24 protein-coding genes and 1 tRNA gene are annotated in these 20874 nt (G+C 42.8%); 13 read left to right on the top strand and 12 right to left on the bottom strand.

Going from position 1 to position 20874, the window contains the following annotated elements; all coding sequences use genetic code 11:
- Positions 1-3: 3 nt before the first annotated feature.
- Together ACIM339_RS06530 and ACIM339_RS06525 are read left to right on the top strand one after the other, a co-directional pair.
- Positions 4-522, top strand: coding sequence for an adenylate kinase family protein (locus ACIM339_RS06530; protein WP_015283825.1), 519 nt, complete (start codon positions 4-6; stop codon positions 520-522).
- Complete coding sequence (locus ACIM339_RS06525; protein WP_015283824.1) at positions 513-1115, top strand: CDP-alcohol phosphatidyltransferase family protein; 603 nt, start codon at positions 513-515, stop codon at positions 1113-1115. The genes ACIM339_RS06530 and ACIM339_RS06525 overlap by 10 nt, the downstream gene beginning before the upstream one ends.
- On the opposite strand, the gene ACIM339_RS06520 is transcribed toward ACIM339_RS06525, so the two are convergent.
- Both ACIM339_RS06520 and ACIM339_RS06515 read right to left on the bottom strand, forming a co-directional pair.
- Positions 1066-2145 (bottom strand): DNA primase large subunit PriL, encoded by a 1080-nt coding sequence (locus ACIM339_RS06520; protein ID WP_337954316.1) that lies wholly within the window; start codon positions 2143-2145, stop codon positions 1066-1068. The genes ACIM339_RS06525 and ACIM339_RS06520 overlap by 50 nt on opposite strands.
- A gap of 22 nt (positions 2146-2167) precedes the next feature.
- Positions 2168-2239: transfer RNA gene (locus ACIM339_RS06515), tRNA-His, on the bottom strand.
- 100 nt (positions 2240-2339) lie between these two features.
- Here ACIM339_RS06515 and ACIM339_RS07770 point away from each other — a divergent pair.
- The 3 genes from ACIM339_RS07770 (at position 2340) to ACIM339_RS06500 (ending at position 5328) form a co-directional block, all read left to right on the top strand.
- Positions 2340-3143, top strand: a complete 804-nt coding sequence (locus tag ACIM339_RS07770) for a PH domain-containing protein (RefSeq protein WP_015283822.1) — start codon at positions 2340-2342, stop codon at positions 3141-3143.
- 68 nt (positions 3144-3211) lie between these two features.
- Positions 3212-4639 (top strand): oxaloacetate decarboxylase subunit alpha, encoded by a 1428-nt coding sequence (locus ACIM339_RS06505; RefSeq protein WP_015283821.1) that lies wholly within the window; start codon positions 3212-3214, stop codon positions 4637-4639.
- The gene (locus tag ACIM339_RS06500; protein ID WP_015283820.1) at positions 4636-5328 is read left to right on the top strand and encodes a DUF1614 domain-containing protein; all 693 of its coding nucleotides are present in this window, start codon (positions 4636-4638) and stop codon (positions 5326-5328) included. Before ACIM339_RS06505 ends, ACIM339_RS06500 begins: the two co-directional genes overlap by 4 nt.
- A gap of 5 nt (positions 5329-5333) precedes the next feature.
- On the opposite strand, the gene ACIM339_RS06495 is transcribed toward ACIM339_RS06500, so the two are convergent.
- Genes ACIM339_RS06495 through ACIM339_RS06485 form a run of 3 tightly spaced genes read right to left on the bottom strand, consistent with a single transcriptional unit; the run spans position 5334 to position 9156 of the window.
- Positions 5334-6635, bottom strand: a complete 1302-nt coding sequence (locus tag ACIM339_RS06495; RefSeq protein WP_015283819.1) for a TldD/PmbA family protein — start codon at positions 6633-6635, stop codon at positions 5334-5336.
- Between the two features lie 4 nt (positions 6636-6639).
- Positions 6640-8004: a TldD/PmbA family protein gene (locus ACIM339_RS06490; RefSeq protein ID WP_048103858.1), complete on the bottom strand. Its 1365-nt coding sequence runs from the start codon at positions 8002-8004 to the stop codon at positions 6640-6642.
- A 9-nt stretch (positions 8005-8013) separates the two neighbouring features.
- Positions 8014-9156: a CBS domain-containing protein gene (locus tag ACIM339_RS06485; RefSeq protein WP_048103857.1), complete on the bottom strand. Its 1143-nt coding sequence runs from the start codon at positions 9154-9156 to the stop codon at positions 8014-8016.
- Positions 9157-9353: 197 nt separating this feature from the next.
- On the opposite strand from ACIM339_RS06485, the gene ftsZ reads away from it, so the two are divergent.
- From ftsZ to truD, 6 genes are all read left to right on the top strand, one after another.
- On the top strand, positions 9354-10409 hold the full coding sequence (gene ftsZ, locus ACIM339_RS06480; protein ID WP_015283816.1) for a cell division protein FtsZ: 1056 nt from the start codon (positions 9354-9356) through the stop codon (positions 10407-10409).
- 76 nt (positions 10410-10485) lie between these two features.
- Positions 10486-10851, top strand: coding sequence for a 50S ribosomal protein L7Ae (rpl7ae, locus tag ACIM339_RS06475; RefSeq protein ID WP_015283815.1), 366 nt, complete (start codon positions 10486-10488; stop codon positions 10849-10851).
- Positions 10852-10861: 10 nt separating this feature from the next.
- A complete protein-coding gene (locus tag ACIM339_RS06470) occupies positions 10862-11071 on the top strand; it encodes a 30S ribosomal protein S28e (RefSeq protein WP_008082961.1) in 210 nt (69 codons plus the stop codon).
- A gap of 5 nt (positions 11072-11076) precedes the next feature.
- A complete protein-coding gene (locus tag ACIM339_RS06465) occupies positions 11077-11322 on the top strand; it encodes a 50S ribosomal protein L24e (protein WP_015283814.1) in 246 nt (81 codons plus the stop codon).
- The gene (ndk, locus tag ACIM339_RS06460; RefSeq protein ID WP_015283813.1) at positions 11294-11740 is read left to right on the top strand and encodes a nucleoside-diphosphate kinase; all 447 of its coding nucleotides are present in this window, start codon (positions 11294-11296) and stop codon (positions 11738-11740) included. The genes ACIM339_RS06465 and ndk overlap by 29 nt, the downstream gene beginning before the upstream one ends.
- Positions 11740-12972, top strand: a complete 1233-nt coding sequence (gene truD, locus ACIM339_RS06455) for a tRNA pseudouridine(13) synthase TruD (RefSeq protein WP_015283812.1) — start codon at positions 11740-11742, stop codon at positions 12970-12972. The genes ndk and truD overlap by 1 nt, the downstream gene beginning before the upstream one ends.
- On the opposite strand, the gene ACIM339_RS06450 is transcribed toward truD, so the two are convergent.
- From ACIM339_RS06450 to ACIM339_RS06435, 4 genes are read right to left on the bottom strand one after another with little or no spacing between them, the layout of a single operon-like run.
- The gene (locus tag ACIM339_RS06450) at positions 12941-13648 is read right to left on the bottom strand and encodes an ECF transporter S component (protein WP_015283811.1); all 708 of its coding nucleotides are present in this window, start codon (positions 13646-13648) and stop codon (positions 12941-12943) included. The two genes, truD and ACIM339_RS06450, sit on opposite strands and share 32 nt — an antisense overlap.
- On the bottom strand, positions 13645-15231 hold the full coding sequence (locus tag ACIM339_RS06445; protein WP_015283810.1) for an ABC transporter ATP-binding protein: 1587 nt from the start codon (positions 15229-15231) through the stop codon (positions 13645-13647). Before ACIM339_RS06445 ends, ACIM339_RS06450 begins: the two co-directional genes overlap by 4 nt.
- On the bottom strand, positions 15224-16129 hold the full coding sequence (locus ACIM339_RS06440) for a CbiQ family ECF transporter T component (protein ID WP_048103856.1): 906 nt from the start codon (positions 16127-16129) through the stop codon (positions 15224-15226). Before ACIM339_RS06440 ends, ACIM339_RS06445 begins: the two co-directional genes overlap by 8 nt.
- On the bottom strand, positions 16126-16992 hold the full coding sequence (locus ACIM339_RS06435) for a DUF4430 domain-containing protein (RefSeq protein WP_015283808.1): 867 nt from the start codon (positions 16990-16992) through the stop codon (positions 16126-16128). Before ACIM339_RS06435 ends, ACIM339_RS06440 begins: the two co-directional genes overlap by 4 nt.
- A 90-nt stretch (positions 16993-17082) precedes the next feature.
- On the opposite strand from ACIM339_RS06435, the gene priS reads away from it, so the two are divergent.
- Positions 17083-18297 (top strand): DNA primase catalytic subunit PriS, encoded by a 1215-nt coding sequence (gene priS / locus ACIM339_RS06430; protein ID WP_015283807.1) that lies wholly within the window; start codon positions 17083-17085, stop codon positions 18295-18297.
- Positions 18298-18340: 43 nt separating this feature from the next.
- Positions 18341-18547, top strand: coding sequence for a 30S ribosomal protein S17e (locus tag ACIM339_RS06425; protein WP_048104117.1), 207 nt, complete (start codon positions 18341-18343; stop codon positions 18545-18547).
- Here ACIM339_RS06425 and ACIM339_RS06420 read toward each other — a convergent pair.
- The 3 genes from ACIM339_RS06420 to ACIM339_RS06410 all read right to left on the bottom strand — a co-directional run bounded on the left by ACIM339_RS06420 (position 18519) and on the right by ACIM339_RS06410 (position 20849).
- Positions 18519-19097: a hypothetical protein gene (locus tag ACIM339_RS06420; protein WP_015283805.1), complete on the bottom strand. Its 579-nt coding sequence runs from the start codon at positions 19095-19097 to the stop codon at positions 18519-18521. The genes ACIM339_RS06425 and ACIM339_RS06420 overlap by 29 nt on opposite strands.
- 43 nt (positions 19098-19140) lie before the next feature.
- Positions 19141-19590 (bottom strand): OB-fold nucleic acid binding domain-containing protein, encoded by a 450-nt coding sequence (locus ACIM339_RS06415; RefSeq protein ID WP_015283804.1) that lies wholly within the window; start codon positions 19588-19590, stop codon positions 19141-19143.
- 128 nt (positions 19591-19718) lie between these two features.
- A complete protein-coding gene (locus ACIM339_RS06410) occupies positions 19719-20849 on the bottom strand; it encodes a class I SAM-dependent methyltransferase (RefSeq protein WP_015283803.1) in 1131 nt (376 codons plus the stop codon).
- Positions 20850-20874 lie beyond the last annotated feature (25 nt).

The raw sequence follows: 20874 nt of genomic DNA, 5'->3' as shown, positions 1-20874 counted from the left end.
TTTATGTTGATTGCACTCACAGGAACACCCGGTACTGGAAAAACCTCTGTGGCGAAGGTTCTGGAAAGGGAATACAGGGTGATTTATCTCAAAGATTTTGAAGATGCCAGAATGTATTACGATGAAGAGCGCAAATCCTATGTGGTGGATATTGATATGCTAAAAGACAAGGTGAAAGAATTAAAGGATAAGGAAAAGGTCATACTGGAAGGGCATTATTCCCATGATATGCCTGTGGATCTGGTTATTGTGCTTCGTTGTCATCCTGATGAACTCAGAAAAAGGTTGGAGAAAAGGGGCTATATTGAGAGAAAAATTAGAGAAAATTTGGAGGCAGAGGCCATGGGGCTCATAACCTCGGAGGCCATAAACTATTATGGAAAGGATAAAGTATTTGAAGTCGATACAACGGGCAGAGAGCCCAAGGATGTAGCAGAGGATGTGAGAAACATAATTGAAAGGAAAGATGAAAAATTCAGACCTCGAATAAACTATATGGGGGAGATACTTAAATGGTACTGAACAGGTACAGAGCGAGAGTTGATGGATTACTTACGAAGATCTCAAAACCATTTATGAAGATGCATCCAAACACCATTACGTTGATCTCCGTGCTCATCTCGTTTTTGGCTGGAGTATCATATTATCTCACGTGGATCTCCTCATATTATCTTCTTCTTTCATTTCTATTCATAATTTTAGCGTCTCTTCTCGATGCCATTGATGGTAAGGTGGCCCGTAGGAGGGGCATATCCTCAAAGAGGGGGGATTTTCTGGATCACCTTGTTGATAGGTATGCAGATATGATGATAATAATCGGTGTGGCACTGAGTCCATATTCCAACCCACTAATAGGTTTATTTGCTCTAAGCGGAGTTTTCATGACAAGTTACGTGGGTACTCAGGCACAGGCAGTTGGACTAAAGCGCATATACGGTGGCATTCTTGGCAGAGCCGATCGCCTGGTCATACTTATGATTTTGCCCATAATTCAATTCTTCTGGTGGGGATATTATTTTTCCATATCCTCATGGATTCTCATTCTCTTTGCGGTGCTCGGGCACATCACTGCGATTCAACGCGTTTTTCACGCTTGGAAAGCCATTCCTTCTTGATCTTGTAGTAGAGCAGCGGATGGGTCATCCACTCCTTGTTACAAAGATTGTCGTTGGCAACATCCTTTATGCAAAGCCCATAGGCCTGGAGAGTCGAGCATTTAGGCACCTCATACTCCTTCTTGGATATACCGCCGGTTATGTGTTCCACTTGGTACCTTGTCATACTTTCATTAAAATCGGGGGCGGTGGCAAATATCTTCATTATTTCGTCGTTCTTCATTCCGATCTTGTGGAGAAATGTAACGAGGAAGAACCTTGCCTGATGGGGCAAATTTATTCCATTTTTCAATTTTACAATTATGGATTTCAGGCAGGGAGGAAATGCATCTTCTGTCACATCTCCAAATTCCTTAGATGTATATCTTGAGATGTACTTGTCTTTCAAGTTTCGCATCCCGATTATTTCCTTCTCAAAGTACTTTCTAAGTGTTTTTGCCTGTTCAGCCTGAGCATCGATCTCTTCCACAAATTCCTCAACAAAAGCCTCTCTTATGATCTTTACAAATTCTTCCCTTGCCACAGGTATCCATCCATCCTTTAGGGGTTGATACACAAGTTTAAAGGTCTCCCCGCTCAATTTTGACGCATATTTTATGAAATCAAGAAAGTGTATCTGCGTGAAAACTTTAAATTTCACACCTGCTGTTCCGGGTTTTGGATACTTTTCATACAACTCTCTTGCCCGCTCATCCACATCCCTGTGGGATACTTTCAGGGCGCTGGCAACAGAGTAAACGTTCTCGTCAGTGTCTCCAAGCAGGTATCTTTCAATTTCATCGCGCATCATATTTGCGAATCTCCTTGTGATTATTGGATCGTTTAGGGCCATAAGGAAGAGTTTTGAAACGTAGAACCCGATTATTCTGTTCTCATCACTTGTAAAGGGCACCCTTTCCCCCGTAAAGCAGCTTCTAACTCGGGATATTCCAAACCCTCTCGCATCCTCGTAAACTGGCGATGAAAGAAGTTCATCTAATTTTATATTTTTGACAAGATCAATCGCCCCTGGAAGAAAAGGATACTTCACAAATGTCCGTAAATCCATACAGGGCCGGGACCGGGATTTGAACCCGGGTCGTGGGATCCACAGTCCCACAGGATAGCCCCTACCCTATCCCGGCCATGCAAGGAGTGAAAGGAGAATAAATACATAAAGTTTTTCTGGGATATTTAAATGCTTCATAAAAAAAAATAAATACTCGAATTAAAATACCCTTAAATATGGAAGATAATAACGCCCCAAAGTATTGCCCTTATTGTGGTAAGGAAATAGATCCCAGTTGGAAGGTGTGTCCTTATTGTGGAAATAAACTTTCATTTGAGAATATTGATAATGGAGAATTGAATGAGGGAACCAGTATATCTGGGGATAAAAATAAAGAATCTGTTACTCCACCACTAGAGCAAAAAGAGGACTATATCCCTAACGAAGGATATCATGCTTCCAATCCGACCCCTACTGGGCTTAGTTTAGTTGACGGTGAGATCGTCGAATGGTATGGTAGAAGAAGTTTTAAGAGTTTCATAGGTGGGATAATAATTACTTTGCTTCTTTTTATATCTGGAATAATATTTGGAATTATAATTCCTTACTTTGGAGTGATTCTTTTCTTTCTAGGCCTACTTTTAATTTTGAGAATAGTAATTAAGTGGATTAGTACTGAATATGCAATTACAAACAAGAGAGTGTATAGTAGGCATGGATGGATATCCCGCAAAATTTCAGAAACAACATTTGATAAAATTACAGATATTTCCATATCTCAAGGAGTGTGGGGTAGACTACTTAATTATGGCGATGTTCTTGTAAATACAGCTGGTTCTTTAGGATATGAAATAAAGTTTGAAGGTGTGTCGGATCCTAAATACATAGAGGTTAAAATTAGAGCTATAGGTGAAAAATATAAAAAACAAGAAAGAATAAAAGAGAGATTAGAGAGATTAGAAGATAGATACCTAGTCGGGGAAATCACCCTACAGCAATACGAAGAAGCAAAAAAGAAATTAGAAAATATGATTAAATAATTATTTAATTATTTTTTGTCAAAAAGTTTATACCAAAATATTTTTAACGGTAAAGCATTCCACAAAGTATGGTGAAGATAACAGATACCACGCTTCGCGACGGGCATCAGAGCCTTTTTGCCACGAGGATGCGCACGGAGGATATGGTGCCCATTGCAGAGGCCATGGACGAGATGGGTTTTTTCTCCCTCGAAGTCTGGGGAGGTGCAACATTTGACTCCGCTATGCGCTTCCTCAACGAGAACCCATGGGACAGGCCAAAAATTCTGAAAAAATACATTAAAAATACTCCATTGCAGATGCTCCTAAGAGGTCAGAATCTTGTTGGCTATAGGCACTATCCGGATGACATCGTGGAAAAATTCGTTTTCAAGGCCCACAAGGCTGGAATTGATATATTTCGCATATTCGATGCCCTCAATGATATAAGGAATATGGAGACTGCCATAAGAGCCGTTAAAAGAGCGGGTGCCCACGCGCAGGGCTCGGTGGTCTACACGATAAGTCCCATACATACCCTTGAAAGTTATGTGGATATGGCAAAGAAACTGGAGGAGCTGGGCGTGGATTCCATATGCATAAAGGACATGGCCGGACTCATGAGTCCAACCGTGGCCTACAAACTGGTAAAGATGCTCAAGAGGGAGATAAGCGTGCCCATAGATTTGCACACCCACAGCACTGCCGGTTGGGCTCCCGTAACTTATATGAAGGCTGTTGAAGCTGGAGTGGATGTGATTGATACAGCCATGTCCCCATTCGGCTTCGGCACGGCTCAGCCCGCCACAGAGAGCATGGTGGCCGCTCTCCAGGGCACAGAATACGATACAGGTATGGATCTGAAAAAACTGGAGAAGATAGCAGAATATTTCAGAGGCGTGGAGAAAAAATTGAGGAAGTACACAAGGATGGAGATGAGAATGGCCGACACAAGGGTACTTATTTACCAAGTTCCAGGCGGAATGCTCTCGAATCTCTACAACCAACTGAGGGAGATGAAGGCCGAGGATAAGATTGAAGAGGTTCTTGCAGAAGTCCCAAGGGTTCGTGCTGAGGTCGGCTATCCCCCACTTGTTACACCCTTGAGTCAGATTGTAGGTACACAGGCCGTTATGAACGTCATATCTGGAGAGAGGTGGAAGATGGTCACCAAGGAGATGAGGAACTACATAAAGGGCCTATATGGCAAGCCACCGGGAGAGATCAGTGCAGATATAAAGAAAAAGGTTCTCGGAGATGAGAAGCCCATAACCACCAGGCCAGCCGATCTCCTGGAGCCCGAATTTGAAAAGCTTAAGAAAGAGATTGGAGACCTTGCAGATAACGAGGAGGATGTGCTCTCCTACGCCCTCTTCCCAGATGTTGCAAGGAAGTTCCTGATGCGAAGAAAGGGATTGTTGAATGAGCCCATTGAGCCGCCCAGGGATGGAAGGAAGTACAAGATCTGGGTAAATGGAGAGGAATATCTTGTGAATGTGGAGGAACTGATAGAATGAAGCATTACCTCTATTACCCGTTCCACTACCTTATTCTCTTCATCTACATTTTGTTCTTCTTTATGTTCTCAATTTTCTTCGCATTCGGCATACCCATAGCCTTTGTTAAACTAGGGATACCTCCCAGGGTCTCAATAACACTTTTCTGGCTCGCATTGCTTGGCAGTTTCGTTAACATACCCATATCAAGGATAGAGAGCCGGATACCGATGAGGGAAAAGGGCTCAGTGAATTTCTGGGGTATATCCTATAGGATCCCGCATACACCCCACAATACAACCCTTCTGGCTGTAAACCTCGGAGGTGCGATAATCCCAGTTTTCCTATCAATTCTAATCCTATGGTCGATGGCCATTCATTCATTCTACATATTAATGCTGAAAAGTCTCATCGGAATAGCCATTGTTAGCGTTGTTTCATATTTATTTGCCAGACCTGTCAAGGGCATGGGCATAGCGTTGCCCGCGTTTCTTCCACCCATAGTGGCAGCCATAACCGCGATATTCATCTCTCCAGAAAATCCAGTGCCTGTTGCGTATATCGCGGGAACAATGGGGACCCTGATAGGAGCGGACCTGCTGCATCTGAAAGATATTGAAAAGCTTGGAGCGCCAGTGGCCAGCATAGGCGGTGCAGGCACATTTGATGGAATTTTTCTTTCGGGAATAATAGCAGTACTGCTGATATAAAAAAATCAAAGGGTGGAACGGGTAATGTTCACACCGTCCACAAGTACGTAGGGTAGATAGGAGGGCAGAACCTCATCCCACCACTTCACCTTCTCCCTCTCTTTGCTCACATCAAGGATTGAGGATAGAAGATGCGGCATGTTCTCCGTGACCCTTATCCCCTTCCAGGACTCCACGATCTCCCCGTCCTTAACGTAGAATATCCCATCCCTGGGTATTGTGGAGAAATCTCCATTTCTATAATCCTGAAATCGAGTGTACCACAGGTTAACAATGTAAAGTCCCTCTTCAATCTCTCCAAGAAGATCGTTGTAACTCTTTACGCCATTCTCCATAACAGGTTGCCATGCCTGTGGATTTATTATCCCGGCATTTCCCGTGCTCTTTGTTTTAAATTTCTGAGCTGTGGAGTAACTGTGCAGATAATTTTTCACCACACCATTCTCAATCACAGGAGTTCTCTGGGTTGAAGTGGCCTCCATATCAAATGTCCTGTGTCCTGTAGAAAAGAACGTGGGATCGTCATAGAGCGTGAGTTTCTCAGAGAATACCTTCTTACCCAGCTTACCTGCAAAGAAACTCATCCCTGCATCCACGCTGAATGCGGAAGCCATGTGCATACTGTAAGATACCAGCGAGCCAAAGGCGAGTGGATGAAATAGAACCTTGAATTTTCCCTCTCTGCCATCCTTTGGCTGACCTCCCATGGAGGCAATGGAGCCTGCACGCTCACCGATCTCTCTTGAATTCTCAAGGTCCTTGACACTTGCCGTGGTCACAGCCTCCTGCCCAGCGTTGCGATACTCGTTAAAAGCCCTAACCACAACGTCAATGTTTGCTATTTCCTCCTCAGCATGGTTGTATGTTGTGAGGATCTCTCTTTTAACATGATCCCGATAGATCACGCCTGAAGCGCGGGTTGCACCCTTCTCCACAGCGCCATCTATCACCTCAATTGCCAGATTCTCCAGATCCACGTGCAGGATATCCTCCTCCATCTTGCTGGACTCATAACTCTGCTTTTCAGGATTTATGCCGTAAAAATCCCTGTTTTCGGGAAGTGATGGAAGCAATTTCGCATATCTTTCAATCATCTCCTCCGCGTGCTTCATATCCTTTATGGTGGTCATAAATATCCTCTTTCCCTTTGAAAGAAAAACTTCCAGACTCTTTTCTATCCAAATCTTTGATACGTCAATATCGTTGTTGGAGAATCTCACCTGCCTTTTCTCCCTCTCAATTAGGAGAAGTGCAGCCTCATCCACACCTTGGTTCAAGGCCCTATTGAGCAATTTTTCAAGGTCCATAAAATCACCTCAACCTCACATTTCTGAGACGGAGATGCGGGCCACCCATCCACACATCAACGCCTTGCATTGGATCACCCTTTCCACATGTACCCGCGTAGAATTCAAGATCATTTGCGACAGCGTCAACCCTGCTGTAGAAACCGGGAGTCGTGATCTCAAGAACTGGTCTGCGCAGGGGTGCCACGATCTCGCCATTCTTTATCAGATATGCCTCGCGACCAACATACTTTTGATTGTAACGCACATCATCTATGTTCCACTCAGTGAAGCTCTTCATGTAAATTCCCTCTTTCACATCTTCAAAAATTTCCTCCTTTCTGTAATCTCCAGGCTCGAAGAATGTGGTGCTCATCCTGACTATTGGCTCCCGATCCCACCAGGATGACCGTGCAGCTCCGTTGCTATGCACTCCAAGTTTTCCAGCACTCTCCCTGTTGTGCAGAAACTCGTTTATTTTTCCATTCTTGTAAAGGTATCTCCTTCTGGCAGGCACACCCTCATCATCGTATTTGTAATACCCGAAACTGTTGGGCACTGTGGGATCATCTACAACATTTACAACCTCGCTGCCAATCCTTTTTCCAACCTTTTCAGGTTTTATGAAACTCTCTCCAGCCTGAGCAGCCTCCCTGCCCAGTATGCGATCCGCCTCGCTGGGATGCCCGCAGGATTCGTGGGCTATTATACCGGCCACCTCGGGCCCGACAATCAAATCAAAGGTCCCCTCGGGCGATTTCTTTGCATTTGCGATTTCCCTCAGAGATCTCTCTTCCTCTGGAAGTATATCAAGCATATTCCACCTATCGAAGATCTCATATCCACCACTCATCCCGTACTGCCTGTATGCCTGCTCAAAGTTACCTGATTCCATGACACCCATCATGTAGAAGTACTCCACCCTGGGAATGCGGGCCTTTATAAAGGAACCCTCACTACTCATGTAAATCTTTTCAATCACCTTGTCATGAAGCATCTGAATTTTCATCTCAGCCTTTAGGACCTTATCCACGTCAAGAAGGTAATCTATTTTTTCTTCCGTGCCAAAATCCTCTATCTTCTTCCTTTCCTCAACGCTCCATGAGTCCTCATAACTTTTTTCCTCAGAGAACCCAACCACATTCCTTCTCTTTCTTGATAATCTTTCAGCAATTTCCGCTGCATACTGGAGTTTATCGATATCGTTGGTGGCTGCAAACCCTATTCCAGAGTTCACAACACGAACCGCAAATCCACCCTCCTCGCTGGAAGATATGGAATTCACAACTCCATTTTTAACCACAATTCGATTGCTCCTAATTCTCATGTACCTTATCTCGGAGAACCTCGCATCTATTCCATCCAGTACCCTTCTCATGACATCCTCCATAAAATCGCCTCACAGCACCTCTCTGCGGTACTCCAGTAACTTGTCACGCTCCTTCTTCACATTCCTTTCAAGGGTCTCAAGCACGTCTCTAAATGCTCTGTACAGGTTCCAGTCATAATCCTTGGCAAAGAACAGTTTTCTGTCTGTGGTGAGCCTTGCGCGAACGCTGTACTTGATCTCCTTACCGCTTATGTGATGCTCCTCAACGTGGAAAGTCAGCATCTGGGGCTTGAACTCCTTGAACCTGTTTATCTTTTTCAAGAAATCCTCAACCATATCGTATATGGCCAGATAGGGCTCTGTATCCTCAATATCCAGCCCAGTTATCTGAACAAACACTCCCTCAGGCTTTCCCTTACGCATTACAGCCTCAATCACGTCTCTCTGAGAAATAACTCCAATTGGAGCCATCTTCTTGTCCACAACAACGCATATGGATGAGTGAAATTTCAGCATGTTTTCCACGGCATCGCACAGGCAGGCACTCTCCTCAACGTAAACGGGAGGGCTCATTATCTCCTTGGCCAGCACCTGAACCTTTTTCTTCTCTCCGGAAACCTCACCCATGCTGGCGCGCTCCTTGTCCCTCCATATGGCACGAGAAGCGTCACGCATATGCACGATGCCCACAAGTTTTCTGTTCTCATCAACAACGGGCACGCTCATCTCACCCAGTTTTCTCATTATGTCAATGGCATACTCAATGGGTGAGTTCTCTTCCACCACATCAGGCTCAGAGGTCATAACGTCCTCCACAGGTAAATCTGCTACTTCCTTCATCTCGGGCACAAGCCTGAGTATATCGGTTCTGGAAATTATACCCACAAGTTTGTTCTTCCTAACCACAGGTATTGACCTGTACCCGGCATCCACCATCAACTTAACAACGTCCACAATGCTCGCATCAGGATCCACTGTGGGTGGCTTTACCATAACGTTTTCCACCCTTGAATATATGGATAGGCTCTTCCTCCTGATAAGTACGCGGTAATTCAGGAATCCCACGAGCTCGCCCCGATCGTTTATCACCGGAAGTTCATGAAATCCATGCTCCTGCATCTTGCTTATGGCCTTGGCAATGGTGTCTCCTATTTTCACTGAGATAACATCCCTTGTCATAACCTCTTCAACCTTTATGCTTTCTGGTTCCATATCTATCACCTCGCGGGCAAGAACCCAATAACATTTCCTGCCCAATACTATAATGCAATCTGAGGAAATAAACTTTTGCCTTGTAGATCGTACAACCATGGCGCTAATTTTCAATCGCCTCATATGTTACCAAAAGGCTTAAATATGTCGGACGTATATAGATAATTTGTCAGACAAATATATGAAAGGTGATGGTAATGGGTCTTGAATATTTGGTTAGAGATGCTCTCTCTCTTGATCCTGTAGAGAGAAATGAATCGGGTGTGAACATAAAGGTGGTAGGTGTAGGTGGCGGTGGATGCAACAGCATCACAAGGTTAAGTTCCCAGCAGATAAAGGCGGAGTTAATTGCGGTGAATACTGACAAGGCTCATTTTTCAATTGTGGATGCCTCAAAGAAGGTCCTCATAGGAAAGAAAATAACCCGCGGGCATGGAACTGGGGGGAATATGCAGATTGGTGAGCAGGCAGCCCAGATGGCCTACAACGATATTTACAAGATTCTTGATGGTGCCGATATCGTTTTTGTTCTTGCAGGACTGGGAGGGGGCACAGGTGGAGGAGCAGGTCCGGTAATCTCCGAGATTGCCAGGGATGCCGGTGCCCTTGTGATATCCATGGTCACCATGCCATTCAAGGCGGAAGGAAAGAGAAGATGGGCCCTTGCAGAAGAGTCCCTTCTGAGTTTCAGAGACAAGTCGCACACCGTTATAGTGCTGGACAACAACAATCTCATAAAACTCGCAAAGAATTTGCCCATATCAAAGGCCTTCGCAATAATGGACTACCTAATCGGTGATGTGATAAAGAACCTTTCAGAGGCGATAACCATTCCGTCTCTCATGAACATAGATTTCTCCGATCTTGAATCAATAATGAGGAATGGCGGTACGTCCACGATACTCTACGGAGAGGGAAATTACTACACTCCCCAGGATGCTGTGGTTGATACTCTGAACAATCCTCTTATGGATATAGATTACCGGGGGGCAAACGGAGCACTAATACACATAACAGGCGGCTCTGAGATGTCCCTTCAGACGGTTTACCACATAACGGAGGGGATAACTTCAGGAATAAGGGAGGACGCTGAGGTCAAAATAGGAGCGAGGATAGACGACAGGTACAGCAAGAAATTGAAGATAACCACGATACTCACAGGAGTGCACACACCCTATCTGCCAAAGAAGGAGGCAAAGTACTTCACGGAGGAAATCGGGGGAATAAACGACCTCATCTCCGTGGTTTACTGATTTTTTCACAAATTATTTATACCATTATCCTTTTCGTGCTTTGCCTATGATTGACTAAATGAAGGAGGTAAAGAAAATGGCTGCAATATATGTGAGGTTTGAGACCCCTAAGGAACTGCAGGACAAAATACTCAGTGCCGTTGAAATATCCCGTGAGACGGGAAAGGTACGCAAGGGAACAAATGAGGTTACAAAGACCGTTGAGCGTGGAGATGCAAAATTCGTGGTAATTGCGGAGGATGTGAATCCTCCGGAGATAGTGGCTCATCTTCCACTGCTTTGCGAGGAGAAGGGAATACCCTATGCATACGTCTCTACCAAGGAAGAACTGGGAAAGAGAGTCGGCATAAAGAGTGCTGCATCTGTGAGCATAATTGACTTTGGCAAGGCTGCCAATTCCTTTAAGGAAATAATCGATCAGATCAGCACCATTAAAAAATAAGGTGGTTTAGATGGCAGATGAAGCGACACCCGCGGAAGTCGTTGAAATTATGGGTCGTACAGGTATGACCGGCGAGGTTACTCAGGTTAAGGTTCGCGTTCTTGAGGGAAGGGATAAGGGCAGGATTCTAACCCGCAACGTTATGGGTCCTGTGCGAGTTGGAGACATACTTATGCTTAGAGAAACAGCCCGCGAGGCACGCAAACTGGAGGCAAGGTGATTCATATGCCAACAAAGCATGTTTGTGCATTTTGCGGACGGGAAATTGAGCCCGGCACAGGGAAGATGTACGTCATGAAAAATGGAACTGTGCTGTATTTCTGCAGCAGTAAGTGCCAGAAGAATATGATATATCTTGGTAGAGTGCCTCGCAGAATCAGGTGGACTGAAGCGTACAGAAAGGAGAAAAAGGTGAGATTGCATTTGCTGGAGAGGAGAAAGAATGAGGCAGAAAACGCTGGTACTGCTTAAACCGGATGCTGTGAATCGCCGTCTTGTGGGCGAGATCATATCCAGGTTTGAGAGAAAGGGACTCAAGATAGTGGCAATGAAGATGCTATGGCTTACCAGAGATAGGGCGGAGAAACATTATGAGGTACACAGAGGCAAGCCTTTTTACGAGAGTTTGATAGATTACATAACATCCGCACCCATCATAGCCATGGTGCTTGAGGGAGAGCGCGCAATTGAAGTTGTGCGCAGGATGATGGGTAAGACCAATGGCGTGGAGGCAGAGCCAGGCACAATACGAGGGGACTTTGCAATGAGCATTCAGAACAATCTGGTTCATGGCTCTGATTCTGAAGAGTCAGCAGCAAGGGAAATACCAATATTCTTCAGCGATGAAGAAATTTTAGAGTATCGCCTTGTGGACGAGATCTGGATATAATGTACACCGAACAAGATATCGGTATTTTTTCTTTTTTATCCCATTCTCCCGGTATCGGCGGAAAACTAAGGAAAGGGGTTGAGGATTTTTACGTTGAGGAGATTCCCCTACCTGTTGAAAGAAAGGATTGCGGAAAAAATCTGTTTTTGAAAGTGAGATTGAGAAACTGGGAGACAAACAGATTTGTGAAGATCTTGAGCAAGAGCCTGGGCATGAGCAGGCGCAGGATAAAATTTGCAGGTAACAAGGACAAAAGGGGCATAACCGTGCAATACTTTTGCATATTGAATTATCAGGGAGATCTTAGTATTCATCTCAAAGATGTGGAAATATTGGAAATATTCAGAAGTGATCAATGCCTGGAAATAGGAGATCTTTATGGTAACAGATTTGACATACTCCTTCAAGATACCATCTGCGATGATAGGGTGGAGAAAATAGAGGATGAACTTAATGGCTTTTTTCCAAATTTCTTCGGTGTTCAGAGATTCGGTGCATCAAGACCCATAACGCACCTTGTTGGGAAGTTCATAATACAGGGGAATTACAGAGATGCCGTCAGATACTATGTGGGATTTCCTTCAACATTTGAGCACGATGATGGCAGAAAGATATTCTTTGAGAATATGGATCCTCTTGCTGCAATCAAGGAGCTCGACAAGAATGCCAGTTACGAAAGAGCAATCTTGAATTATTTGATAAAGAATCCTGGGGACTATGTGGGAGCACTCAGGGAACTACCAAAGAATTTACTGCTTCTTTTTGTTCATGGATATCAGAGTTATCTTTTTAACAAGATTTTGAGTGAAAGATTGATGATAGGCACGGATTTGAAAGTGGGAGATGTAGTTATGAAAATTGATTCTTATGGAGTTCCCATTCAAGATTTTGTAAAAGTCAATAATTTCAATTTTCCCAAAATCAAGAAACTGGTTTTGGAGAGAAAAGCCTATGTGTCCACAATTCTTTTTGGCTACAATACTGATTTTTCAGGTGGAATACAGGGTGAGATAGAAAGAAAAATAATAGAGGATGAGGGCATATCTCCTGATATGTTCAGAATAAAGGAACTGTACGAGTTGAGTTCAAGAGGGAGAAGAAGGAATATACTATCTCCAATAATTGACTACAAACGGGATGAATGCAGATTCAGGTTCACCCTTTACAGAGGGTCTTATGCCACATCCCTTATGCGTGAGTTTATGAAACAGGAGAGTCTGGAGTTTTACTGAATAGCCCAAATCTGATACGATAGCGCTCAAGGGTTCCTATGAATCTGAGAGCAAATAGGTCTATGAATATGGCGTTACCCACAGCATGTAGCGTGTCAAACCATATGGATGTGGCCTCAACCATCAAAAAGCTCTGCCAGGTGTGAGGATACACAAATGAAAGCCAGTACCACAGATCCATTATCATACCATAAATATAGCCGCTCAGAAAGCCCACAAGAAGAAACATTTCAAACTCGTATTTTCTCCCTTTGAAAGCAAAACGAAATAAATATCCAATAACTCCTATTATTCCCCAGGCAAGCATCTGCCATGGAGTCCACGGACCCTGTCCAAGAAAGAAGTTTGACAGCACAGCGGTTTCGGCCCCAATCAGAAAACCTGCAAATGGTCCGAATACATATCCCGAGACAAGTATTATGAATGTGCATGGCTGTATGTTTGGAAGTGCAGCAAATGGCACACGGGCTGCTGCTGAGAAGACCCCCATCATGGCAATAACCGCTATTTCCTTGCCTCGGAGAGAATCCCTCTCGTAAAGAAATAGAATGGAGAGTAAACTCAGGGTTATTATGAGTATTGAAACAATGCCTGAAAAAATTGGATGAATTATGGAAAAGATTATGAGTATGAAGATGAAAACCACCATTGTAAAAGTCCACAGCCTCCAATTCATATCAAACCCTCCACATCCTCCTCCACAAGTATATCTGGGTTTGCACCCTTGACAGAAACCATTATTTTGTTTAGTTGGGTTGTATAATTAATGGAATTTGGCATAATATCCCTCTTATCCCCATGGGCTATTATCCTTCCATCGGCCATGAAGGCCACAGTATCTGCAGTTCTTGCTATCATCTCCATATCATGGCTTATTATTATGGCCCCCTTTGATCTTGCATAGGACCTTAAAAATTTTGAGATTTTTAATTTGAGGGAATAGCTCAATCCCCTTGTAGGCTCATCAAGTATTAGGATTTCAGGCTCAAGTACGGCAACGGAGGCTATGGCTGCAAGCATTCGCTCTCCGCCGGAGAGATCGCGGGAATTTCTATTCTTGAGTTCCCATATGCCCAAAGTTTTCATAATATTTTCAACTTTTTTTCCATCTTTTACACCCAGCGAGATGTCCTCGTATATTGTCTCACCAAAAAGATGCATGTCTGGATTTTGAAACACCATAGCAACCCCTTTTCCATTTTTACCTTTTACATTGGGTATAATTATCATGCCCTTTTCAGGCTGCAGTATGCCTGTTATGAGCTTTGCAAGTGTGGTTTTTCCAGAGCCATTCCTTCCGATTATGCCCAGAATCTCTCCCCTGCGCAATTTCAAATTTATTCCCCGTAGAACATACCCCTTGTCATAGGAGAAATACAAATCTGAAATTTTTAAAATGGGATCCTCAAAACTTGGATTTCTGGACTTCAACTTGAATCTCTTAACATCCTCCTCAAGGGTCTTTCTTCCCTCCTTAACGGTTAGCGGTAAAAACCGCTTTCCCAAATATCTGGCAACCCTTGCAACCTGTGGGTAGCCAACCCCTAGGGCATCAAGATCAATTCGAGAAGCAACAATTCGGGGCTCACCATCATCAAGGACCTTTCCATTGTGAATCACTATCAACCTATCAACCCTGTGCATGAGCCTTTCAAGCCTGTGTTCAACCAGAATTATTCCCATTCCAAACTCATCATTTAGACGTTCCAGTAAACTTAAAATATCCTCGGCAGAGTTTGGAGATAACTGACTTGTGGGCTCGTCTAGGAGAATGAAGTCTGGTCGGGTGGCAATGCTTGCGGCTATGGCAACTTTCTGTTTCTCTCCACCGGATAGGTGGGAGATCTTTCTCCCCTTTAAATGGGCAATTCCGATTACCTCCAGAGCCTCCTCCACCCTTCTGGAGATTTGACTCTCTTCAAATCCTCTATTTTCAAGGGGAAACGCAATCTCTCTGTCCACGGTACTCATTATGATTTGATTTTCAATGTTCTGGAATACTGTGGAGACATGCTCCGCAAGTTGACTCACACTACTTTCTTTGGTTATTCTATCACAAACTCTCACTGTACCGCGCAACGTACCGCTGTAAAAATGCGGTATTAAGCCATTTATTGCCCTCAATAATGTTGTCTTTCCACCGCCTGAGGGTCCCACCACCAAGACAAATTCGCCCCGATGGATTTTAAAGTTTATATTCTTGAGAGCCCAATCGTGGGATAAGGGGTATCTGAAAGAGAAATCTTCAAATTCAATCATCTTCGCTCACCCTCCCAATTAAGACTGAAAGTGGCAGTATCAGCATCAGGCCACTCACAACAATCTCCTCATCATTTAGGGAAGAGAGGGTGGGATAGAAAGTGAAATTACCATAGAGAAGCACGTGAATGGTTGATAGGAGGGCAAGGATAAGTAAAACTGCGGTTGACAGTTTCTGCCACGTATTCAACCTTATTTTTCTCCATACCCTTCTGTGCTTTGAAGGGTATCCTCTTGTCTCAAGTGCCTCCCCTATGTTTATGGCACGTTCCAGAGATAGGTTCAACATGGATCCCATTATTGGATACCTTGAGAACACCCTGTCCCTTATTCCGCCCGACGGTGCAGGAACGCCCCTCATCTTGAAAATTTCAGAAATCTCATTTGCCTCTCTGAGCATTATTGGAAAGAAGCGCATGGCTATGGCGGTGGTAAGTATACCCTTGCTTGGAAGTTTTAGTTTTTCAAGGATTGTTATCAAATCTTCCATCTCAACATTGCTATTGAACAGGGCAAAGGCTCCCATTATGATCTCAAGTCTCAGAAGCATGGAAATTGAGAATGCAACAGATTCCTCCGTGATGGTTAAAAATCCATAGGAAAAAAGAATATTTGAGCCGTTTGTGTTGAGAAGTATATTGAATAGAAACACAAAAATTGCCACATAGACCGTATATTTCATCAAGGTTCCCCACATGTCAGACCTGATGAAAATTTTCAAGATGAGCATTGATAAAAGTATGGCCGTGAGAAAATAGGGTGATGTTAGAACGAGAGTTATGTAGAGCATCGTAGATAGGTACACAAAAAACACAAATTCATTTATTTTAATGTGAGATATCTGCACCCTTGATGCGAGGTAAGGAAGAATTATCACAATAAAAAGGGGCCAGATCAATCCTCCTCACCTGTAAAGTACCAGAAACTGTCTATTTTCCCATTTTCAAGGTCATTTATTGCCCTTTGCATATAGGGTCCATCTGTGGCATAAATCCAGATAATCACATTCTCGGAAGCACCTAGCCCTCTGGGATTGAAGGGTGATTGGGTAATCTGAGCAAATGCACCCAAGTACCTCCCATTCGGACCGATTATGAAAGAATCTTGTACATGATATATCCATCCAAATTTTCTGTATTTTTCATTTATCCAGTTTGCCTGCTTGGGGTACCCGAGAATTATCACATTTTCATATTTATTTACGTTATTTCCCACACTTACATTAACACCCATTTGTGTAAGATAATTCTTCAACTCCATGGCGTATTTTTCGTAATCTGCTGAATACACAATGGTTGTATTGTACACATGTCCGCCGTATCCATGAAGAAGGGGCTCTGGGAAATCCTCAATTTCCGCGTATATTACTTCATTTCTTTTCCAAACATGAAAATCCCAGCGAATTACGTCTCCAGCATGGATTATATAATCTGCAGCGCCCACATTTGCCAAGATTCCATTTACATAGTAAAACCAGAAATGGGTGGCATTTTGCTTTATTCCATCTATGGATGTGACGAATTTTCCACCGTAGGCCGTTGTGATGTTGAAATTGTCCTCAAGAGTTTTTATAACGCTCTCTCCAGGTTTAACTTCCATGGTTTTCACACACTTCTCCCCAAAATTCTCCGATATTATGATCTTTGCATGGTTATCCAAATTTTCCCTGGAAGAGTGGGGCAAATAGGGATGCAATAAAATTATGAGCACTATTATAACTCCAATAACCGTAACAATCCCACCCTTCACCCTTCTTTCCATGGCAGGGGATATTGATTCAAAATTTTTTAAGTTTTCTAAAATTAATTTTACAATGAAAAGAATTTAATATTGTAGAACATGCAATAAATCGTGGATGCTAACACGGCATTTCTAAAGTCAAAATTTCGAGAGTATTATCTGAAAAGCGACGTTATTCTTCCCCCGAGATTTACCCGAAGGGAATATGGATTTATGTTTTTTGATAAAAAATTCGTTCTCAGGCATAAGAGATTTGAGAACAAAAAGCAGTTGAAAAGGTTCTTGGTGGATTACGTTCCAAAGCATGCCTACTATTCCACAGCATATTACATAAATCCCTCAGAACAGGATATGGAGGAGAAGGGCTGGTTGGGTGCGGATCTCATCTTTGATCTGGATGCGGATCACATACCCGAAACGGAGGGAAAGAGTTACGAGGAGATGCTTGCCATAGTTAAAAAGGAGACTGAAAAATTGATATTCGGCTTTCTACTGGGGGACATGGGATTTAACGAGCAGGACCTTTTCTTGAGTTTTTCTGGAGGTAGGGGTTACCATGTCTATGTGCGTACCGAGAAGGTTTTTCGGCTAAGTAGCGATGAACGCAGGGAAATTGTGAATTACATTACTGGCGAGGCTGTGGATATAAACCGTTTCATACTGAAGGATAGAATAAAAATAGGGAGGAAGAAAATGCGTGAACTTTATTATCTCTATCCCTACGAGTACGGGGGCTGGTACTCAAAGATACACAGAGGAATAACCGAAGAATCCAGGCGTCTCTTTGAGATATACCAGAACGCCGGAAAGGAAGAATTGGTCAATGAAATAGATAAAATAATAAAAAACAAAAAGTTGTCAAAGAAGATCGTACGTGAGCTTTTGGAAGAGAGCAAGGAATACACTACAAAAATTGAATATCTAGCAAGAAGTGATGAGTCACAAAAACTCCAGATTTTTAATGATGATGGAATTCGCGATGCGTTCATTCAATACATAAAAGAGAAGTTAAGGATCAGGAGCGAGATTGATGAGCCCGTCACCACGGATATCCACAGACTTATAAGATTGACAGGATCCTTGCATGGAAAGACGGGATTCATTGTAAAGCCCCTTAGCATAAAAGAGTTCAAAAAATTCGATCCACTGATAGATGCCATACCCGAAACTTTCAAAAATGAGAACTCAAAGGTGAATCCGAGGATCAAAATTGATTTGAGTTTGAACCGAAGAAAATTCATTTTTAATGAGGAGAAATGCGTGCCTGACTATCTTGCAATATTCTTGATTGCCAGAGGTATGGCAGATTTTGTCGCAGGATGCTGATTTAATGGAAAAGTATATATCCCAGATGCCATTTGCGGCTATTATGGGATCAATAAGGCCTTCAAACATAAAGAGAGTCGCTAGGGCGTTGGTGGATAATTATCCGGATAAGTTCAATGGAGATTTTGAGAATAACAAGATAATGGTTTCCAAACTCACTGATGTGCAGACAAAGAGATTGAGAAACATGCTTGCGGGGTATGTTACAAGGTACTGGAAAATCAAGAAGATGAGAGAAGAAGGTAGCTGATTTTTTTCTCAAAACAAACAAGTTTTCCCTTTGCTCTTTTAAGCAGCTGATTTGCAATTTGTAGGAAAAATTCGAGTTCCTTCTCGTCAACCCTTATTTCTCCACCCTCTCCCACAGGCACACTCATATTCTCCGTGCTCAGGATTTCCAGTAAAATCATATCCTGCTCAATACCCTTTATAGATGAGTACTTGAAACCGCATTGAAGGGCTGCATTCAGAATATATTTTGCATTCTGCATATCTTTTGCAACCAGATGGATTATTGGGGATTGCATAAGCAAAAATAAGTATCCATCTCTATACTCTCCAATTGCGTTTTTTATCTCATCATATCTTACTTCCCTGTGCCATTTTCCGAGAAATTTTGCGTCTTTTTTATTCCCAATTTCTGGAACGCTCAGAAGTACTATCCTTCCAGAGCAACTGCTGGTGGTGTAAAAATCCTCCAGGGAATTTATTTTGTCGAGTAGAGGGATTATATCCCTATCTACCAAACCCTTACTTTTTGCCCTTTCGTATTTTTCCAGTGCTTCTTTTCTGGCCATCATATTAATCACTTACCTTATAAACATTAAACCGATACAATAGTTACTATATAACCAAAATCATACCCCATCTTCCAAGGGAAATCTGAAGTCCATACATATTGTCCCGCACATAGCCGTTTATTATTTTTATCCTCATACCGACCTTCAAATTTTTTCCTATTCTTTCAATCTCATCATTCCAAAGAACGAGTTGACATGTGCCTGTATCGTCACGTATATCTATCTTCAGAATGCGCATCGCTCCGTTTTTTCGGGTTTCAATCTCCCCCATTCCAACTATCTCCGCCTCCACGGTGGCGTTTATGCCATCGTATAGATCAACAATTTTCATTTTGTTTCCTGGATTCCTCCCGAGTTCATCAACTATGAGATATGCAATGGCCTCATCAGTCAGGAGTCCACCGTATTTTTCTCTTCTGCTCTTTATCTCGTAAAGGAATCTATCGTAACCCATCAGGTCCTCCACAAGATGGTAGAGTGAGTCAACGTCCATGCTTGGTATATGGAAAGGAACATGATAAATCTAACGACTTCACGAAATGGCATTTTTGAGTTTTAACTGGGGGGCTTCAAATGCAAATTAATACAATCTGTGAGGTCCATACATCTATGAAACATAACCTATGTTATGTTGCATTGGATTCCAACCACATAATTCTCGCCTATTTTAAAAAGGGATGCTTTATCATTCCCATCAAGATTCCTTTCAATTTCAGTTCTCAGTTCCCAGTATTTATCGGGATCAACACTGAGACGAAGTGTTACCTTCCCATAGTTTTCCAATCTCAGAAATTTTATTATCTCCTGAATATCATCTGAGAAAAATATAACTTTAAATGGTTTTAGAAATCCAGATTTCAAAAGATTACTTGAGGAGGCAAGGGTTCTTCTCTTTCCCACCTGCAAATACCAAATTGGATATCTCCTCTCCAATGAGCCAAGTAGCCGGGCGTAATAAATTGATTCGTCAACTATGTAAACATAATCACTAAACTCCATTTTTTTAGTAAACTCTAAAAGTTCATCAGAGTGAATTTCGGCTCCTGAGGGGAGGGCTACTGCTCTTCTGTCGTGCTGGTATAACTCACCGATGTAAGTGGTTAATCTTCTTATCCTGCCATTGAGGGATATGTACTCCTTTTCCCAACCTTCTGGTATCTTGTCCTGAGAAATTTGAGGGGGTAAATCGAACACATAATTTCTTTCCCCATATTTCTCAATTATTTTCAAGGGGGAAGGCATAAGGTTCTCCAATTTTCTTTCTTTTTCCTCCTCTTTTCTTGCAGGATCAGAGTAAATTATATCGTATTTCTTGGCTATGGATTGCACCTCTTGGCTGAAGCAATCTCCCACTAAGAATCTCATATTATTCACACCATAAGCCCCAGCGTTTCTTTTTGCATACTCAATTCTCCTTCCGTCAATGTCAACGCACAGCACTTCTCTATTAGTCCTCGCAAGAAAAATGGCCTGCATTCCCACACCGCAACTCACATCCGCTATTGTGTATCCTTTGATTCTCCTTGCCCTGTAAAGACCTATAATCTCCGGTGTGGAATACCTCAGTCCATAGGTATCAAAATACAGCTTTTTCTTGGAAAATTTGTCTTTGATACGAAGCCTGCATCTTGCAATTTCGTAGATTTCCTCAGGATTAAATCCACGAGCCTCAAGTTTTTCAATTACACTTTTCTTTCGATAACCTCTTTTTATCAGTCTTACAGCGTACTCTACGGCTTTCTCCTTGCTCACATTTGGCTCATGGAGAGCACAAAAA

This window comes from Aciduliprofundum sp. MAR08-339 (assembly GCF_000327505.1).
In the GTDB taxonomy this organism is placed as follows: Archaea; Thermoplasmatota; Thermoplasmata; order Thermoplasmatales; family Aciduliprofundaceae; genus Aciduliprofundum.
Note: the sequence above shows the minus strand (reverse complement) of the source record. Positions and strands in the feature narration are given on the sequence as shown.

Excerpts from the sequence above, each read along its gene's own strand:
- ACIM339_RS06530 (WP_015283825.1), top strand. The coding sequence starts at position 4 with ATGTTGATTGCACTCACAGGAACACCCGGTACTGGAAAAACCTCTGTG.
- ACIM339_RS06525 (WP_015283824.1), top strand. The coding sequence starts at position 513 with ATGGTACTGAACAGGTACAGAGCGAGAGTTGATGGATTACTTACGAAG.
- ACIM339_RS07770 (WP_015283822.1), top strand. The coding sequence starts at position 2,340 with ATGGAAGATAATAACGCCCCAAAGTATTGCCCTTATTGTGGTAAGGAA.
- ACIM339_RS06505 (WP_015283821.1), top strand. The coding sequence starts at position 3,212 with ATGGTGAAGATAACAGATACCACGCTTCGCGACGGGCATCAGAGCCTT.
- ACIM339_RS06500 (WP_015283820.1), top strand. The coding sequence starts at position 4,636 with ATGAAGCATTACCTCTATTACCCGTTCCACTACCTTATTCTCTTCATC.
- ACIM339_RS06495 (WP_015283819.1), bottom strand. The coding sequence starts at position 6,635 with ATGGACCTTGAAAAATTGCTCAATAGGGCCTTGAACCAAGGTGTGGAT.
- ACIM339_RS06490 (WP_048103858.1), bottom strand. The coding sequence starts at position 8,004 with ATGGAGGATGTCATGAGAAGGGTACTGGATGGAATAGATGCGAGGTTC.
- ACIM339_RS06485 (WP_048103857.1), bottom strand. The coding sequence starts at position 9,156 with ATGGAACCAGAAAGCATAAAGGTTGAAGAGGTTATGACAAGGGATGTT.
- ftsZ (WP_015283816.1), top strand. The coding sequence starts at position 9,354 with ATGGGTCTTGAATATTTGGTTAGAGATGCTCTCTCTCTTGATCCTGTA.
- rpl7ae (WP_015283815.1), top strand. The coding sequence starts at position 10,486 with ATGGCTGCAATATATGTGAGGTTTGAGACCCCTAAGGAACTGCAGGAC.
- ACIM339_RS06470 (WP_008082961.1), top strand. The coding sequence starts at position 10,862 with ATGGCAGATGAAGCGACACCCGCGGAAGTCGTTGAAATTATGGGTCGT.
- ACIM339_RS06465 (WP_015283814.1), top strand. The coding sequence starts at position 11,077 with ATGCCAACAAAGCATGTTTGTGCATTTTGCGGACGGGAAATTGAGCCC.
- ndk (WP_015283813.1), top strand. The coding sequence starts at position 11,294 with ATGAGGCAGAAAACGCTGGTACTGCTTAAACCGGATGCTGTGAATCGC.
- truD (WP_015283812.1), top strand. The coding sequence starts at position 11,740 with ATGTACACCGAACAAGATATCGGTATTTTTTCTTTTTTATCCCATTCT.
- ACIM339_RS06450 (WP_015283811.1), bottom strand. The coding sequence starts at position 13,648 with ATGAATTGGAGGCTGTGGACTTTTACAATGGTGGTTTTCATCTTCATA.
- ACIM339_RS06445 (WP_015283810.1), bottom strand. The coding sequence starts at position 15,231 with ATGATTGAATTTGAAGATTTCTCTTTCAGATACCCCTTATCCCACGAT.
- ACIM339_RS06435 (WP_015283808.1), bottom strand. The coding sequence starts at position 16,992 with ATGGAAAGAAGGGTGAAGGGTGGGATTGTTACGGTTATTGGAGTTATA.
- ACIM339_RS06425 (WP_048104117.1), top strand. The coding sequence starts at position 18,341 with ATGGGATCAATAAGGCCTTCAAACATAAAGAGAGTCGCTAGGGCGTTG.
- ACIM339_RS06420 (WP_015283805.1), bottom strand. The coding sequence starts at position 19,097 with ATGATGGCCAGAAAAGAAGCACTGGAAAAATACGAAAGGGCAAAAAGT.
- ACIM339_RS06415 (WP_015283804.1), bottom strand. The coding sequence starts at position 19,590 with ATGGACGTTGACTCACTCTACCATCTTGTGGAGGACCTGATGGGTTAC.